Annotated in this window: 15 protein-coding genes and 1 pseudogene; 5 read left to right on the plus strand and 11 right to left on the minus strand. The window is 56.2% G+C overall.

Translation table 11 applies throughout. The annotated features are described in order from the left end of the window. The 4 genes from Q669_RS14280 to Q669_RS14295 all read right to left on the minus strand — a co-directional run. Positions 1 to 223 (minus strand): aldo/keto reductase (locus Q669_RS14280; RefSeq protein WP_036149822.1); only part of this gene is annotated, 223 nt, incomplete at its 3' end. Between the two features lie 3 nt (positions 224 to 226). Continuing rightward, entirely contained in the window at positions 227 to 1,219 is a 993-nt protein-coding gene (locus Q669_RS14285) for an alcohol dehydrogenase catalytic domain-containing protein (RefSeq protein WP_081698941.1), read from the minus strand. Then, complete coding sequence (locus Q669_RS14290) at positions 1,206 to 2,126, minus strand: TIGR03571 family LLM class oxidoreductase (protein ID WP_022992801.1); 921 nt, start codon at positions 2,124 to 2,126, stop codon at positions 1,206 to 1,208. Before Q669_RS14290 ends, Q669_RS14285 begins: the two co-directional genes overlap by 14 nt. Before the next feature lie 43 nt (positions 2,127 to 2,169). Continuing rightward, positions 2,170 to 3,342: an MFS transporter gene (locus Q669_RS14295; protein ID WP_022992802.1), complete on the minus strand. Its 1,173-nt coding sequence runs from the start codon at positions 3,340 to 3,342 to the stop codon at positions 2,170 to 2,172. Positions 3,343 to 3,442: 100 nt separating this feature from the next. Here Q669_RS14295 and Q669_RS14300 point away from each other — a divergent pair, with 100 nt between their 5' ends. Next, on the plus strand, positions 3,443 to 4,327 hold the full coding sequence (locus Q669_RS14300; RefSeq protein ID WP_022992803.1) for a LysR family transcriptional regulator: 885 nt from the start codon (positions 3,443 to 3,445) through the stop codon (positions 4,325 to 4,327). Positions 4,328 to 4,787: 460 nt separating this feature from the next. Next, entirely contained in the window at positions 4,788 to 5,192 is a 405-nt protein-coding gene (locus Q669_RS14305) for a hypothetical protein (RefSeq protein WP_224849668.1), read from the plus strand. A 16-nt stretch (positions 5,193 to 5,208) separates the two neighbouring features. On the opposite strand, the pseudogene Q669_RS20150 reads toward Q669_RS14305, so the two are convergent. Further along, positions 5,209 to 5,762, minus strand: a pseudogene (locus Q669_RS20150) (EamA family transporter). Between the two features lie 22 nt (positions 5,763 to 5,784). Here Q669_RS20150 and Q669_RS14315 point away from each other — a divergent pair. Further along, complete coding sequence (locus Q669_RS14315; protein WP_227501118.1) at positions 5,785 to 6,201, plus strand: helix-turn-helix domain-containing protein; 417 nt, start codon at positions 5,785 to 5,787, stop codon at positions 6,199 to 6,201. A 21-nt stretch (positions 6,202 to 6,222) separates the two neighbouring features. On the opposite strand, the gene mtgA is transcribed toward Q669_RS14315, so the two are convergent. The 6 genes from mtgA to Q669_RS14345 form a co-directional block, all read right to left on the minus strand. After that, entirely contained in the window at positions 6,223 to 6,930 is a 708-nt protein-coding gene (mtgA, locus tag Q669_RS14320; protein ID WP_011786377.1) for a monofunctional biosynthetic peptidoglycan transglycosylase, read from the minus strand. An 11-nt stretch (positions 6,931 to 6,941) separates the two neighbouring features. Beyond that, complete coding sequence (locus Q669_RS14325; RefSeq protein ID WP_022992806.1) at positions 6,942 to 7,193, minus strand: hypothetical protein; 252 nt, start codon at positions 7,191 to 7,193, stop codon at positions 6,942 to 6,944. Between the two features lie 174 nt (positions 7,194 to 7,367). Next, positions 7,368 to 8,675, minus strand: a complete 1,308-nt coding sequence (locus Q669_RS14330) for an MFS transporter (RefSeq protein ID WP_022992807.1) — start codon at positions 8,673 to 8,675, stop codon at positions 7,368 to 7,370. A 17-nt stretch (positions 8,676 to 8,692) separates the two neighbouring features. Then, positions 8,693 to 9,181, minus strand: coding sequence for a hypothetical protein (locus tag Q669_RS14335; protein ID WP_227501119.1), 489 nt, complete (start codon positions 9,179 to 9,181; stop codon positions 8,693 to 8,695). A 20-nt stretch (positions 9,182 to 9,201) separates the two neighbouring features. After that, complete coding sequence (locus tag Q669_RS14340) at positions 9,202 to 9,531, minus strand: DUF883 family protein (protein ID WP_011786381.1); 330 nt, start codon at positions 9,529 to 9,531, stop codon at positions 9,202 to 9,204. Positions 9,532 to 9,680: 149 nt separating this feature from the next. Then, positions 9,681 to 11,396 carry a diguanylate cyclase gene (locus Q669_RS14345; protein WP_022992809.1) on the minus strand — a complete coding sequence of 572 codons (1,716 nt, stop codon included), beginning with the start codon at positions 11,394 to 11,396 and terminating at the stop codon, positions 9,681 to 9,683. A gap of 199 nt (positions 11,397 to 11,595) precedes the next feature. Between Q669_RS14345 and Q669_RS14350 the strand changes: the two genes are divergently transcribed. Continuing rightward, the gene (locus Q669_RS14350; RefSeq protein ID WP_022992810.1) at positions 11,596 to 12,999 is read left to right on the plus strand and encodes an ethanolamine ammonia-lyase subunit EutB; all 1,404 of its coding nucleotides are present in this window, start codon (positions 11,596 to 11,598) and stop codon (positions 12,997 to 12,999) included. 2 nt (positions 13,000 to 13,001) lie between these two features. Continuing rightward, the gene (eutC, locus tag Q669_RS14355) at positions 13,002 to 13,826 is read left to right on the plus strand and encodes an ethanolamine ammonia-lyase subunit EutC (protein WP_022992811.1); all 825 of its coding nucleotides are present in this window, start codon (positions 13,002 to 13,004) and stop codon (positions 13,824 to 13,826) included. Positions 13,827 to 13,830 lie beyond the last annotated feature (4 nt).

The following is a 13,830-nucleotide window of genomic DNA, read 5'->3' on the forward strand; positions in this document are numbered from 1 at the left end:
CGATGGGCCGGAATATGCACCAAACCTTGGTGGTGATGAAGAGCTCCGACCGATCAATGCCGGAGACAGAAAGCAGGTCCCCGATTTCACCTTCATTTTCGTAAATCTGAGCGGTATCAATGTGACGGTAACCCAGATCAAGCGCTTCGGTGACAGCGGATTCCAGGTCGTCGCCTTTCAGGCGGAAGGTGCCAAGGCCGGGGTTTGGAATAGCAGTTGTCATGGGTTACTCCTCATTTGCAAAGTGACGGACGTCGATGACCGTCTTAAGTGGACGATCCTGAGTTGTGAGTTCCTCCAGCGCCTCAGGAAGTGCTGCCATGGCTTCGATGCGCGGCTCCGGTGCTCGCAGGTTTTCATGGGCCACCATGGTGAGAAGGTCTTCTCCGGCTTGGCGGAATTGAGCCCATTGGCGATCAGTGCCAACGCGAAACAGTGCGTTCAGAGCGACTTCGTGCAGAGAGATGGCCTTATCAAACGCTGGCACCGGCGGTGTTTCCAGACGATCCTGAATACAAACCAGGTGGCCATTCGCTTCAATCCAGTCGGCCATCGACGCAGCATGCTGGGCGTTCACGGTGTCAAACACAGCGAAAAACTGGGTTTTAAGCGACTGGGTGTCCCAGGCAATCACGCTTTCGGCTCCCAACTGACGAAGCGTCTTGTGATGGCGGGGCGAAGCCATGGCTGTTACGCGGTAATTCCGCTGCGCGGCCAGCTGAATCAGAAAGCGTCCAACCATGCCCCCAGCTCCTGTAATCAGGACATTGGCTTCCGGTCGACGCGGGACTTTTTCGATCGCCTGCCAGGCGGTCATCAATGGGCAGGGCAGAGAAGCTGCCAGTAACAGCGGCAGGGTGTCCGGAACTTTCAATAGAGCCCTGTTATCGACCACGGTGTGGCTGGCAAAGCTGCCGTCCCGGTACAGATCCTGGTGGTAGGCCACCCTTTGTCCGGGTATAAGACCCTTCACGTTTTCGCCCAATCTGAGCACAGTGCCTGCGCCGTCAACGCCGGGTACGTGACCGATATTCCAATTCGCCGGCCAGTTCCGGATCATTTTCCAATCAACCGGGTTCAGGCCGATGTATTCATTCCGGATGACTACATCTTCCGGGCCTGGGGTCGGTATAGAATTCAGATTCTTCCGTTGAAGGGCGATGGCGGGTCTGTCTTTTCCCACCACGCCCCAAGCTATTGGTCTCTCAGTTTGTTTCATGAAACACTCCCAGAACATCTTGGGCAACGAGTCGTAGTGACTCATCCACCGGCGCCTGATTACGCCGGAAATGAAGTCCAATGTGGTTCACGCCAGCACTCTGCATTTCCTCCAGCTCCCGGATCAGGCCATCCCGCCCGGTTTGAAGGCCGAAGCGATGACGTCTACGCGGCGCCTTGGGATCGTTGAGGTAGTCCAAGTGAATAAAGGACACATATGGCTTGTCACCGGCGACGTTGCGCCACAGGTTGGCGCGATGAACGTGCTCCTCCGGCGTTCCCGGATATGCCAGCCAGCCACTCATATGCTGACCGATCCATTCCGGCGACTGCTGTGATAATCCGGCAGATAACAGCGGGGGTGTTCGAGTATCGGGTAGGATCGCTTGGCCTGGTGACAATCGCGAATCCTGTTTGCCGGTCAAGATCTCCACACTGTGGCGGAAGGCTTGTCCACGATTTTCATAGTCCGCACCAAACAATGGGTATTCCGAGGGACGGTCTCCGCTTGCCACGCCGAGCATCAATCGGTCATGACTCAGTGCCTGAACCGAGGCCGCGGATTTGCGCACGATCCATGGGCTGCGCAGCGGTAGAACGACTGCCGCCGTGCCCAGCAGAATGTTCCGGGTTACTCCCGACAGGAATCCCAGATACACCAGCGGATCGAACACCTGGGCGGCATCGCCGAACGACGGGTCGTATAGGGGAACATCTCGAATCCACAGAGCCCGGAATCCCAGTTCATCGGCCAGTCTGGCCAGCGATTGATGCTCGCTGAGATCCGGCACACCAAAAGGTCGCTTGTCCAGCATCCGTTGGCGCTGGCCTTCCTGAGTCCAATCATTATCCAAGGGCAGTTCAAGGCCAACGGTCAATGGCCCTGAAGTCAACTTTGAAATGGTCATAACAAACCTCTTTGGGCCTCCCTCTCGGGAGGCCTTTCACGTCTTATGCGGTTGCTGTCTGACGGTTGTCCAACGAGGCTGAAAGCCGTGTCAGGAGAAGCGCACTGAGAACGATGACGCCACCGATCCAGGGCGTATTCATCAACCCCATATCTTCGACGACATGGCCGCCAAGCCATGCGCCACCTGCAATGCCGATGTTGAATGCAGCGATGTTCAAGCCGGATGCAACATCGACAGAGTGCGGGGTATAACGCTCGGCCAGTTGCACGACATACACCTGCAATCCAGGCACATTACCGAACGCGAAGGCACCCCAAACCAGTAACGTGATGATGGCTGCGATGGGGTTGTAGGCGCTGAACGTGAGTGCAAACAGGATGACCGCGAGGCCGCCAAAGATGATGTACAGAGCTGAGGTCGGCCCAAGGCGGTCTGCCAACTTGCCTCCCCAGATGTTGCCGGTTGCTACGGATACGCCATAAACCAGCAGCAAGATACTGACGACGCCAGAAGCAAACCCGGTGACATCCTCCAGAATTGGCGTGAGGTAGGTGAATGCCGTGAAGGTGCCGCCATAGCCGACTGCGGTCATTGCGTACACGAGCAGCAGTCTGGGATGGGTAATGACTTCAAGCTGTTGGCGCAGTGTCGCTGGAGCAGATTGCTTCAGGTTTTTGGGCACAAGCAAGGCGCTGCCAACCAGAGCGATTGCGCCAAGTGCAGCCACGGTCAGGAAGGTTGCGCGCCAGCCAAAGGTCTGCCCGATAAACGTGCCTAGAGGAACGCCTGTGACCAGAGCCACAGTCAGACCGGTAAACATGATGGCTATTGCGCTGGCCTCCTTGTCTTTTGAAACAAGACTGGTCGCAATCGTTGAGCCAATCGAAAAGAACACACCGTGGGCGAGCCCCGTCAGGATTCGAGCGGTCATCAGAGAGGCGTAATTCGGGGCCATCCAGGCAAGCACATTACCGATGATGAAAAGACTCATCAGGGACAGCAGAACCCACTTCCGATTCCAGCGTCCTGTGAGTGCAGTAAGGACAGGCGCGCCAACGGCGACACCAAGGGCATACAAGCTGACCAAGAGGCCGGCTGAAGGCAGGGTAACGCCCAGATCTTGGGCGATGGTCGGGACCAGGCCGACAATCACGAATTCGGTGGTCCCGATTGCAAAGGCGCTTAATGTCAGCGCAAATAATGCAATAGGCATAACGGTTCTCCATTGGAGTTGATTGACGCTGCCTAGTGTCCTCTTTCATACTTTTGCGATAAACAACGCTTTTAGAAAAATACTTTTGCGGATATTGAAAATGAAAAGCAGGTCGGATGATCTCTATTTTCTGCTCTCAGTGGTGGACAGTGGCAGCTTCAGTGGCGCAGCGGAGCAGCTGGAGGTGTCCGTGACTCGGGTTTCCCGAGCGGTTACACGGCTAGAGGCGTCCTTAAACACCACACTTTTGAATCGAACGACCCGCAAGGTGGCGCTGACAGAGGAAGGGCATTTGTTTGTAGAAAAGGTGCGGGGTGGTTTGGCCGCGCTTGAGGAAGCTGAGGAGCAGTTAGCTATTCGCAAGCAACGGCCAGCCGGACGGTTAAGAGTGGATGCCGCAAATCCGTTCCTGTTACATCAGATCGTTCCGCACGTGCGCGAATTCAGGGAGGCCTATCCGGACATTGAGCTCGAACTGACGGCCAGTGACCAGATCGTGGATCTCCTGGAACGCCGGATCGACATCGCAATACGGATCGGCCCACTAGATGACTCAACTCTGCACGCCCGGGTACTCGGTCGTTCGCCACTGTCAGTGGTTGCATCACCGGAGTATCTGAAACGTAGAGGTGATTGTGACGCGCCTGCCGACCTCCAAGAACACGACATCATTGGCTTTACCGCTCCTGAGTCGTTGAACATTTGGCATCTGGGCGAGGGAATGAGGATGAGACCAACGATTCGAGCGAGCAGTGGTGAAGCTGTTCGCCAACTTTGCCTGCAAGGCAATGGAATAGCCTATCTCTCTCGTTTCATGATTGCCGAGGATCTCGGGAAGGGAAGCTTGGTGGAAATGCTAGATGATTACGTTGCCCGCCCAAATCCGAGAGAGTTGGTTAACGCGGTTTATTATCGAAACACCACGTTGGCGTCACGTATCCAAGTGTTCCTGGATTTCTTTACTCAGCGTTGGCGAAGTCTTTGAGGGACTGTTCAGCCGAGAAAGTCGACGGGAATCGCTTTCGCTAGGGCATGCCATCTGAATGTTCGCTTTGCGACCTTAGCCTTGACTACGCCTTGAAAGCGCCGAGTTATGGTTTCAATAACATTCTCCACAACCGGCGAAACAATGATCAAACAGCAAAGAGTTTTCCCACAGAATCTGTGGATAACTGTGTTGGCAACCCAAGGATAGCCGGTGTGAACGGCCCAACCACAAGGCCTGGCGATGAGCGGAGGTAAAATAATCAACTCGCCCTTTGCTTCAAGGTTACCGCGCTGTGTGCAACCTGTAATCGCAGCCTTTACGAAATATCCGTAGCCTGTCTCATCACATCCACAGGTCACGGTGAAAACGCATGCTCGACAGGTTGAGAAGTATTCCAGTACGCGGTTTGTTCGCCAGGCTGTTCTCCTGGTTGTTTTTCGGATTGGCCTTCGCTCTTGTGGCAGCAACCATCGTCGATGTCTTTGAACTCCTGAATTCCGATGAGCCCTTGATGCAGGCCATGATTAATGGCGTTAACGGCAGCATTATCGCACTGGCCGTTTACGAACTGGCCATGGTGATCCGCTCGGAATACAGCGGCCGTTCAGAAACTCACGATATAGTGACTATGATGCGCCGCACCCTGCCCCGCTTCATCAGTACCGTTTGCGTGGCCATGTCGCTTGAGGGACTGATCATGATCATCAAATACAGCCAGCTTGATTTGGCGGGGAATCTCGTTTATCCGGTTGCGATTATTGCGAGTACAGCATTGTTGTTGGCCGCACTGGGTGTGTTTTTAAAAATGGCCCCCAAAGAGATCGGTGCGAACGGGTGCGATGAGTCCTGCACGACAAAGTGAGCCCATAGCAACAGAGTCAGGTCCGTTGCTCGGGAACGCTGGTTGCGCTGACGCTCTGACGCTTGCCGGGGCGAAACAACACGTAGTTTCCCAATATGGCCAGCAGGGCGCCCAGCATAGCCGGCGTCGTCCACTCGAATCCCTCCAGCCAGGTGGAGACCGAAAGAGCGACAACCGGGAACAGTACCGCGGCATAGCCTGCCTTGTCGGCGCCCAGCACCTGAATGACGGTAATGTAGCAGTAGAACGCCCCAATAGAGCCGGGTACAGCAAGGAACACGGTCGCTCCCCAGAATACTGAGGTGGCAGGCAGCATCCACTCTACCCCCTGGATCAGGCACCACAATCCGAGAACAAGTGCTCCATAAACCATTGCCCAGGCATTGGCCGTAAACAACGGAAGCCATGCTGGCCAGGCGTCAACCTGCTCAGCCGCCGGGTAACGGCAAGAACCTCAAGTGCAACCACAGAAGCCATCATAAAGCGATAGAACACTGCCAAATCCACAGCCGCAGGTTCGACCTGCAGTCGAATCGCCGTCCAGGTCAGACCCCATATCAATACAGTCAGTCCTTAATGGGCACTAATGGGCATGATTCAGAGGCTCCTGCTACAGGTGGTCAGCAGACACGCCAGCGTCGCCAAAGCACCGCCCGCAGTTACCGGGCAACTGTCCCATCAGTACCGGCGACTGTTACAGGAGCAGATTCATGCGGAACTGGACCGGCCTCTCACACTGTCGGAAATGGCCGGCTGGGTGAATCTCAGCCCCTACCATTTCGCAAGACTGTTCCGGGCCACGTTTGGCTGCGCCCCCTACCAATATGTACAGGAACAACGGCTCATCCGGGCACGCGATCATCTGCGCCAATCAACCACCAAAATCACTGCCATCGCTCTCGCCTGCGGCTTCAACGACGCCAGCCAATTCAGCCGGGCATTCAAAGCCCGGTTTGGTATGACACCATCCCAGTGCCGGAGCGAGGCCCACTCATCAAAGAGCCGGTGAACCATAAACAACGGTTTGGCATTACCTGCCAGCGTTGATTTCGGCGAGATACCCCGCCCTCGATAGCCGAGCCATCTGCCCCTCAATCCAGGCCACTCGTTCCTGGACGTAAGGCGTGGGCGAAAGCACGCTCAACACGTTCGGGTTAGGAAGGACTGCAGCGAGATGCGCAGCCTGGAGTGGCGACAGCACGCCCGCCGGAATTCGGTAGTAGGCGCGGCTGGCTGCCTGCACACCGTAGATGCCCGGTCCAAATTCTGCGATGTTCAGATAGACTTCAAGAATCCGCTGTTTAGGCCAGATCGCATCAATTGCAAGTGCCAGACCCGCCTCGATGGCTTTTCGGACAAAGCTTCGATCATTCCAGAGAAACAGATTCTTGGCCGTTTGCTGCGTGATGGTACTGGCACCTCGCAAGCCCTCTCCAGCCTGATATTCAGAGACCGCCTTATGAACAGCCTTGAAATCAACCCCGTGGTGCTCCGGAAATCGCTGGTCTTCACTGGCGATCACCGCCAGCGCCATCCATTCGGATACCTCAGATATTGGCACCCATTCGTGCTGCAAAGGCTCGCGGGCATCACCCATCTGATAACCCAGCATGAAGGCAGAAGTCGGTGGGTTCACGAACCTGAACAGCAGAATAATTGAAAACATCAGCACCAGTGCGGCTACAACTACCCAGAACATCAGCCGCAGTGACTTTCTAGCAAAAGAGGCCTTGGCCATAACCTGATTAATTACCTCGCCGGGATAAACCGTCCATAACCCATTTCACGACCGAATGACGGCGAGAATTGCTCGTCGTCGACCGCCAGCCGTCCATTGATCAGAACCGTTTTTACAATGCCGGGGTTGCGATTGACCAAACGCTGCAGATCAAAGTTTTCCATCTCGCCCCAGTGCACCTGCTCAAGGTCCTGATTGAACCCCGCCGGATCAATAACCACAACATCCGCGCGGTCCCCTTCACGAATCTTGCCCGCATCCACACCGAACCAGTCGGCCTGGTCTTGTGGGCTTTCAGAATAGGCAGCACCCGCTCCCTCGGTACCATCTCTAAGCGCGTAAAGATATCCGAAGCGTCCTCGTAGTCACTGCACACCATGCTCAAGGAGCAGCTCCCCACCAGCACGGTTGTCACGCCGTGGCGCGCAGATACCGTGTCAGTCCTCCGCTTTTTGGGCCTCAGTCGCAGGCACCTTCAGCATCAGCACGAATCCAATCACCAGGAACAGCAAGATCGTACTCATGCCCCAACGCTGGCTGTCGGTAACCGACGTCACCCAACCCACCAGCAACGGGCCGGCAAACGCGGTTGCCTTCCCGGAGAAGGCGAACAGGCCGAACATCTGAGTCTGCAGATGCGGCGGGGCCACACGGGCCAGATGAGAACGACTGGCCGATTGCAGCGGCCCCACGAAAATGCCCAGAATCATGCCCCATATCCAGAACGCGGTGGCCCCATCCACCACCAGAATCGCGAACGCACTGCAGCCCAGGCCCATCAGCGACAGCAGGATGGTATTGCGACCACCCAGGGCATCGTCAATCCAGGCAAAGCCCAGTGCCCCCAGCCCGGCAGTGACGTTCAGGGCAATGGCGAACTGCAGCACTTCAGTGGGGCTCATGTTGAACGTGCCGGCAGCATAGACGCCACCGAAGGTAAAAATCGTCGCCAGGCCATCGGTGTACAGCATCCTCGCAATCAGAAACCGCACGATGTCCCGGTACTGCCGTACATGAGCAATGGATTGTTTCAGTTGGGCCAGTCCGGCCCGCGTCGCCGCCCCCAGACTCAAACCGGTTGACGGACGATCCGGGATAAAAAAGAACGCCGGCAAGGCAAATACCAGATACCACACGGCCACCAGAACAAAGGTTGCCCGCACGTGCTCTGCGGCGTCTCGATCAAGGTTAAAAAACGTGCCGTCCGCTTCGATAAAGCCGTAGAGCGCCACCACCAGACTGGCGATACCGCCCACATAACCCAGTCCCCAGGCCCAGCCAGACCACCGTCCGGTACGCTCCGGCCGAGCCAGATCCGGCAACATCGAGTTATAGAAGATGAAAGCGAACTCAGCCCCGAGTGTACCCAACCCCACCCACAGAGCGGCCGTCCAGAACTGACTCTTATCCGGCGTCACCGTCCACAACATGGCCGACGAAATCACACACAGGAGTGTAAAACTGATCAACCAGGGTTTGCGCCGGCCTGACTGATCGGCAATAGCACCGAGAATTGGAGCAAGTATGGCAATCACCACCCCAGCTATACCAACGATGTTGCCCCATGCCCGCGTGCCCGCCACTTCATCCTGAATCACCGAGACGCTGAAATACTGAGCAAAGACGAACGTGAGAATGATCGTGAAGAAGGCGCTGTTGGCCCAGTCATAGAGCGCCCATGACCAGAGTGCGGGCTTATTCTCCCTCGCACCGGGTAGGCTGGACTGTATTGATGATGGTGGCATGTCTTGCTCTTGGTCTGTTACTGCGTTGTTTCAGACTTGCTATCGGAAGGTTGTGAGCCAGAGGTATGCTCGGGGTTAGCAGCACGTTCAGCTTCAGCTTCCTTCATCAAAACCATACCGCCCTGAAGCAACAGAGACTTCAACCGGGGATCTCCCTGTTCGGCAATGCCCAGCACAAAAGCAATGGAGGCCGATTCCAGAGGGTTCTTTCGAATCAGGTTCCGTAAAGATTCTACCGGCGATGACATGCCTGAACTTTCGCCGGCATCGGCCTGTGCGCGAGATTTGGCCGGCCGTGTCATGCGATAGAAAAAAAGCACGAGCAGAAGAATACAGAAAAAACCCGTCATCGCCATCGCACCAGCTTCTCCCACGACAGGAGCCAGGGCCAGCGTGGCGGCGTTGACGAGCATGTAAAAACCGGTAATGAGCAGGGCCACCAGCAAAACCAGCGCCAGCAGTAAACCCAGAACTGCCGCGACTACCTTGCGCAGCGCGCCCTGCAACCAGGCCGAGTCAGGCATCATCAGCGATCCAACAAGCGACCCACCAACAACCCGGCCAGAAACATAAGAACAATACTGAGGAAGGGACGCTCCTCAATTTTGTGTTCCACGTTTTCCACCGCTTTGCCGCTGACATCCTTTGCGCGATCAAGGGCTTCATCGCCCCGCCGCTTTACCTGGTCAAACGCTTCCCGGCTTTCGCGGCGTATCTCGTCTCGGAGATGACTGATGTTGTTCTTCTGGCCTTCAGCGACGCTTCTGGTCAGCTTGGCCATATCTTCCTGAAGACGGCGCAGATCCTCACGTACCTGTTCGTACTCATTTTGTTGACCGGATTTCGCTTCCATCATCTTGCCTCCTTATCAGTATGATTACTGCTATTTCGGCTATGGCTGCGTGTATCCAAAAGCAACCACGGTCACTCCAACTCTAGCACAGGGTTCAAACAACGCGATTAGCGCTTCTTAATGTGCGGGACGCCATTGGAGGATCTCCACTCTCAGGTGGGTAGGGCCTTGCCGGCCGGACCATCATAGCCACAAACCCGGTTGCGGCCCCCGGCCTTGGCTTCATACAGTGAATGGTCGGCCCGTTTGACCGCCCCCTCCACAGATTCCAGAAGGGGGTTTACCTCAGCCACACCGACACTTACTGTGACTTGAACCACCAACCCATCGCCTCCATCAATCATCATGGCTTCGACAGCGTTCCTGATACGTTCAGCACAGCCAAACGCCTCTGCCAGATCCGCACCCGGCAGGAGAATGACGAATTCCTCACCACCGAAGCGCGCGACCAGATCCCTGTCCCGGCTGAACTGACGAAATACCGAGGCAACTTCTACCAGAACCAGGTCGCCCACATTGTGGCCATGGGTGTCATTGACCGCTTTGAAATGATCGATATCAATGGCTATAACCGACAACGGCTCACCCGAGGTCCGGGCCTGTTCCAGCACGTACTCTCCCTCCGCCATGAAATACCGGCGATTGAAGAGCCGTGTCAGAGGGTCCGTCGAGGCCTGGCGTTTCAGTTCATCCTGCTTTGACCGGATATCCTCCAACACCTTGATTCTGTAAGAAATAATGAAAGCCAGGGTGAGCGCTTCCAGAACAATACCAATACCGACTCCATGACTATTGATGTAGTTCGGTTCAACCAGACCTTTGTAATACAGAACGGCAAACCCGTTGAACACCACAAAAAAGGTGTGACCAACAAGGAAAAATTTGACCAGAGGGTGCCCCTTCCTGAACAGCGAAATGCTCACGGAGAAGGTCACTACCATCATCAGGGCGGCAAGACTGCTGGCAGGCTTCAGGGCCGTCGCGATATCAAACAGGCCGTAAACAAACGTCACCACCAGCAATGCCAGCATACCCTGAAGCACGCGATGTTCGGTGCGGAAATACTCATGTGTTTCGAAAATGGCCATCATGAACAACAGCAGGAAAATCGGCATGGTTATCAAAGAGAGATTCAGGACAAACACTGCGTCGCCGTAAGCGTTGAACGCCTTCGCCACCAAACCGTAAGACAGAGCGATCCAGACCAGGCCTGAAATCAGATAGAGTGAGTAGTAAATGTTTTCCTTCTTGCTGGTGGCGAAATACAAAAGGCCGTTATAGAACACCAGCGCCAGCATCATCCCCACCATAAGGGCAATATCGAGGTGCCCGCCGGCCAGCGCCCGCCGGGAATTCTCGTCATCGTATACCTTCAACGAGAACCACTGGTGTGAGTATGCGTGACTACGCACATACACAACCGTCGTTTTCCCGGCTTGCAGTTCGAACGGATACACCAGTGTTCCCCGATACATGGCAGGGTGGGCGTCAGCCTCATTGAGGTTAACGGAAAGCCGATTGACGACGCGTGAGGAGCGCTCTTCAACAATATCGATTGAACGAACGTGATAAGCCTTGGGAAGGTGCAGAAACAGCGAACGGTCATCAGGGCCTGGGTTGTGTAATGAAACCCGATACCAGGTCACCGCCGCCCGGGTACCGAGGGTGGTGGTGCTCATGGTCTGGTCGAAAGACTCAAGCCGAACGGTTTCGTAGTCCTTCGTTTGCGATCCATCAATGAAGTATTCGATGGGAAAGTCTGTCAGCACCACACCTTGCTCTCCCGGCGCAACCGATTCCAGAGCAATGGCGGGGAGAGAAACAAGCGACAGCATCAACACAACGAGCAGCAAACGGCCAAGCGCCATTGAGGGTTTCCTTACACCTGCAGGGATTACAAGTCTAGCACCTGTCGCAATTCAGGGCAGTAGAACCTTAGGCCGAGTCAGTTGCCCAATCGGTTGGCAAATTGAGAGACAGCATCCGCTTCAAGAAACTACAGTGTAGTTAAAGGAATCTGATCGTGGGTACGCCAGAGTCGCCCCCCCGGGACTAAAGGAGAAGACCATGAGTGGCCAGTATACGTACCGTATGGGATTTCAGACCATGGATTTCAGGGACCTGGGGACCTTGATGGCAAAGGCAACGCCAGAGCGCTCAGGCGATCATCTCGCCGGCGTTGGCGCAGCGTCGGCTGAAGAGCGGGTACTGGCACAAATGTGTCTGGCCGACCTGCCACTCAAGACATTTCTGACCGACGCCCTGATTCCCTATGAAACGGATGAGGTAACCCGCCTGATCATGGACTCTCATGACGCCGCCGCCTTCGCCCCCGTTTCTCACCTGACGGTCGGCGATTTCCGGAACTGGCTTCTGAGCGATAACGCCTCGCCGGAGATGCTGGCACGACTACGCCCCGGTCTGACGCCTGAAATGGTGGCGGCGGTCAGCAAGCTCATGCGCAACCAGGATCTGATCCTGGTTGCGCAGAAATGCCAGATAACCACAGCGTTCCGAAACACCGTCGGGTTGCCGGGGCGCCTTTCCACCCGGCTGCAACCGAACCACCCTACAGATGACATGGCAGGCATCGCCGCCAGCATTCTTGATGGCCTGCTTTATGGCAATGGCGACGCCGTCATCGGCATTAATCCAGCGACCGATAACGTGGCTCAAACCAAGCGGCTACTGACCATGGTCGACGAGGTAATCCAGCGCTACGACATTCCAACTCAGTCTTGTGTGCTTACTCACGTGACCAACACCCTCGAAGCCATCGAACAGGGGGCGCCCGTAGATCTGGTTTTCCAGTCTATAGGCGGCACCGAAGCCACCAACCAGAGTTTCGGATTCAACCTCGCCACCCTGAAAGAGGCCCAGGAAGCCGCCCTGAGCCTGAAACGCGGGTCCGTCGGCCAAAACGTAATGTACTTTGAAACCGGTCAGGGTAGCGCCCTCTCCGCCAATGCTCACCACGGCCTTGACCAGCAAACCTGCGAGGCCAGGGCCTACGCGGTCGCCCGCCATTTTGACCCGCTGCTGGTGAATACGGTGGTCGGCTTTATCGGCCCGGAATATCTCTATGATGGCAAGCAGATCACCCGGGCAGGCCTGGAGGATCATTTCTGCGGAAAGCTGCTCGGGCTGCCGATGGGTTGCGACATCTGCTACACCAACCACGCCGAAGCCGACCAGAATGATATGGATAACCTGCTGACGCTGCTCGGAGTCGCCGGATGCACATTCATCATGGGCATTCCAGGGTCAGATGACATCATGCTCAATTACCAGACTACGTCATTCCACGACGCCCTTTACGCCCGCCGTGTGCTCAACCTGAAACCGGCACCGGAGTTCGAGCAATGGTTGCGTGCCATGCAGATTTTCGAGGATTCGGATCGGGTGTCGCTGAATAACGACATACCAGCGGCCTTCCGCCACAGCCTCTCCGGCCCGCGAAGGAGAGCATAACCATGACCGACTCAAAGTTCCCGACCGTCGTTCACAACCCCTGGCGAGGTCTGCGCCAGTACACCCCAGCCCGCATCGGCCTTGGCAGGGCGGGCGTCAGCCTCCCCACAGCAGAGCTTCTTGAGTTTCAGCTGGCACATGCCCGCGCCAGGGATGCCGTGCACCATCCACTGGATATTGAGCAGTTGATCGTCGAATTTCAGCAGATACCCGAGATGTCGGCCCTGGGCCCACCGATTCAACTTCAGAGCCAGGCACCAGACCGGGCCGGCTACCTGCAAAGGCCGGATCTGGGGCGTGTTCTGAGCGAATCATCCAGCAGCCGTCTACAATCGTCGAAAACAGGCTCTGCTGAGCCCCCTGATCTGGCCATAGTGATCGCCGACGGACTGTCAGCCAGAGCCGTGCAGCAAAACGCCCCGGCGTTCATGCGCAGCTTCCTCCGGAAACTGACCCATGACGACCCTGAGTGGCGGGTTGCAGCACCCCTGCTGGTAGAACAGGGGCGCGTAGCGATTGGCGACCACATAGGTCAGGTGCTCCAGACACAACAAGTGGTGGTACTGATCGGCGAGCGACCGGGGCTCAGCTCACCCGACAGCCTCGGCGTCTACCTTACTCATCATCCCGAGCCGGGGCTGCCAGACGCCCGCCGCAACTGCGTATCCAATATCCGCCCTGCCGGACTGGGGGTGGAACAGGCGAGCGAGAAAGTGATCTACCTTCTGAGGGAAGCCAGGCGACTGGGCATCTCAGGGGTCGCCCTGAAGGATCGAAGCGAAGAAGTGGAACTGACCGTATCAGAGAGGGGGAATTTTCTGGTGTAGCCGG

Origin of the sequence: Marinobacter sp. C1S70 (assembly GCF_000475355.1) — a bacterium.
In the GTDB taxonomy this organism is placed as follows: domain Bacteria; phylum Pseudomonadota; class Gammaproteobacteria; order Pseudomonadales; family Oleiphilaceae; genus Marinobacter; species Marinobacter nauticus.

Excerpts from the sequence above, each read along its gene's own strand:
- Q669_RS14290 (WP_022992801.1), bottom strand. The coding sequence starts at position 2,126 with ATGACCATTTCAAAGTTGACTTCAGGGCCATTGACCGTTGGCCTTGAA.
- mtgA (WP_011786377.1), bottom strand. The coding sequence starts at position 6,930 with ATGGCCAAGGCCTCTTTTGCTAGAAAGTCACTGCGGCTGATGTTCTGG.
- Q669_RS14315 (WP_227501118.1), top strand. The coding sequence starts at position 5,785 with ATGATTCAGAGGCTCCTGCTACAGGTGGTCAGCAGACACGCCAGCGTC.
- Q669_RS14340 (WP_011786381.1), bottom strand. The coding sequence starts at position 9,531 with ATGATGGAAGCGAAATCCGGTCAACAAAATGAGTACGAACAGGTACGT.
- eutC (WP_022992811.1), top strand. The coding sequence starts at position 13,002 with ATGACCGACTCAAAGTTCCCGACCGTCGTTCACAACCCCTGGCGAGGT.
- Q669_RS14295 (WP_022992802.1), bottom strand. The coding sequence starts at position 3,342 with ATGCCTATTGCATTATTTGCGCTGACATTAAGCGCCTTTGCAATCGGG.
- Q669_RS14330 (WP_022992807.1), bottom strand. The coding sequence starts at position 8,675 with ATGCCACCATCATCAATACAGTCCAGCCTACCCGGTGCGAGGGAGAAT.
- Q669_RS14285 (WP_081698941.1), bottom strand. The coding sequence starts at position 1,219 with ATGAAACAAACTGAGAGACCAATAGCTTGGGGCGTGGTGGGAAAAGAC.
- Q669_RS14350 (WP_022992810.1), top strand. The coding sequence starts at position 11,596 with ATGAGTGGCCAGTATACGTACCGTATGGGATTTCAGACCATGGATTTC.
- Q669_RS14345 (WP_022992809.1), bottom strand. The coding sequence starts at position 11,396 with ATGGCGCTTGGCCGTTTGCTGCTCGTTGTGTTGATGCTGTCGCTTGTT.
- Q669_RS14300 (WP_022992803.1), top strand. The coding sequence starts at position 3,443 with ATGAAAAGCAGGTCGGATGATCTCTATTTTCTGCTCTCAGTGGTGGAC.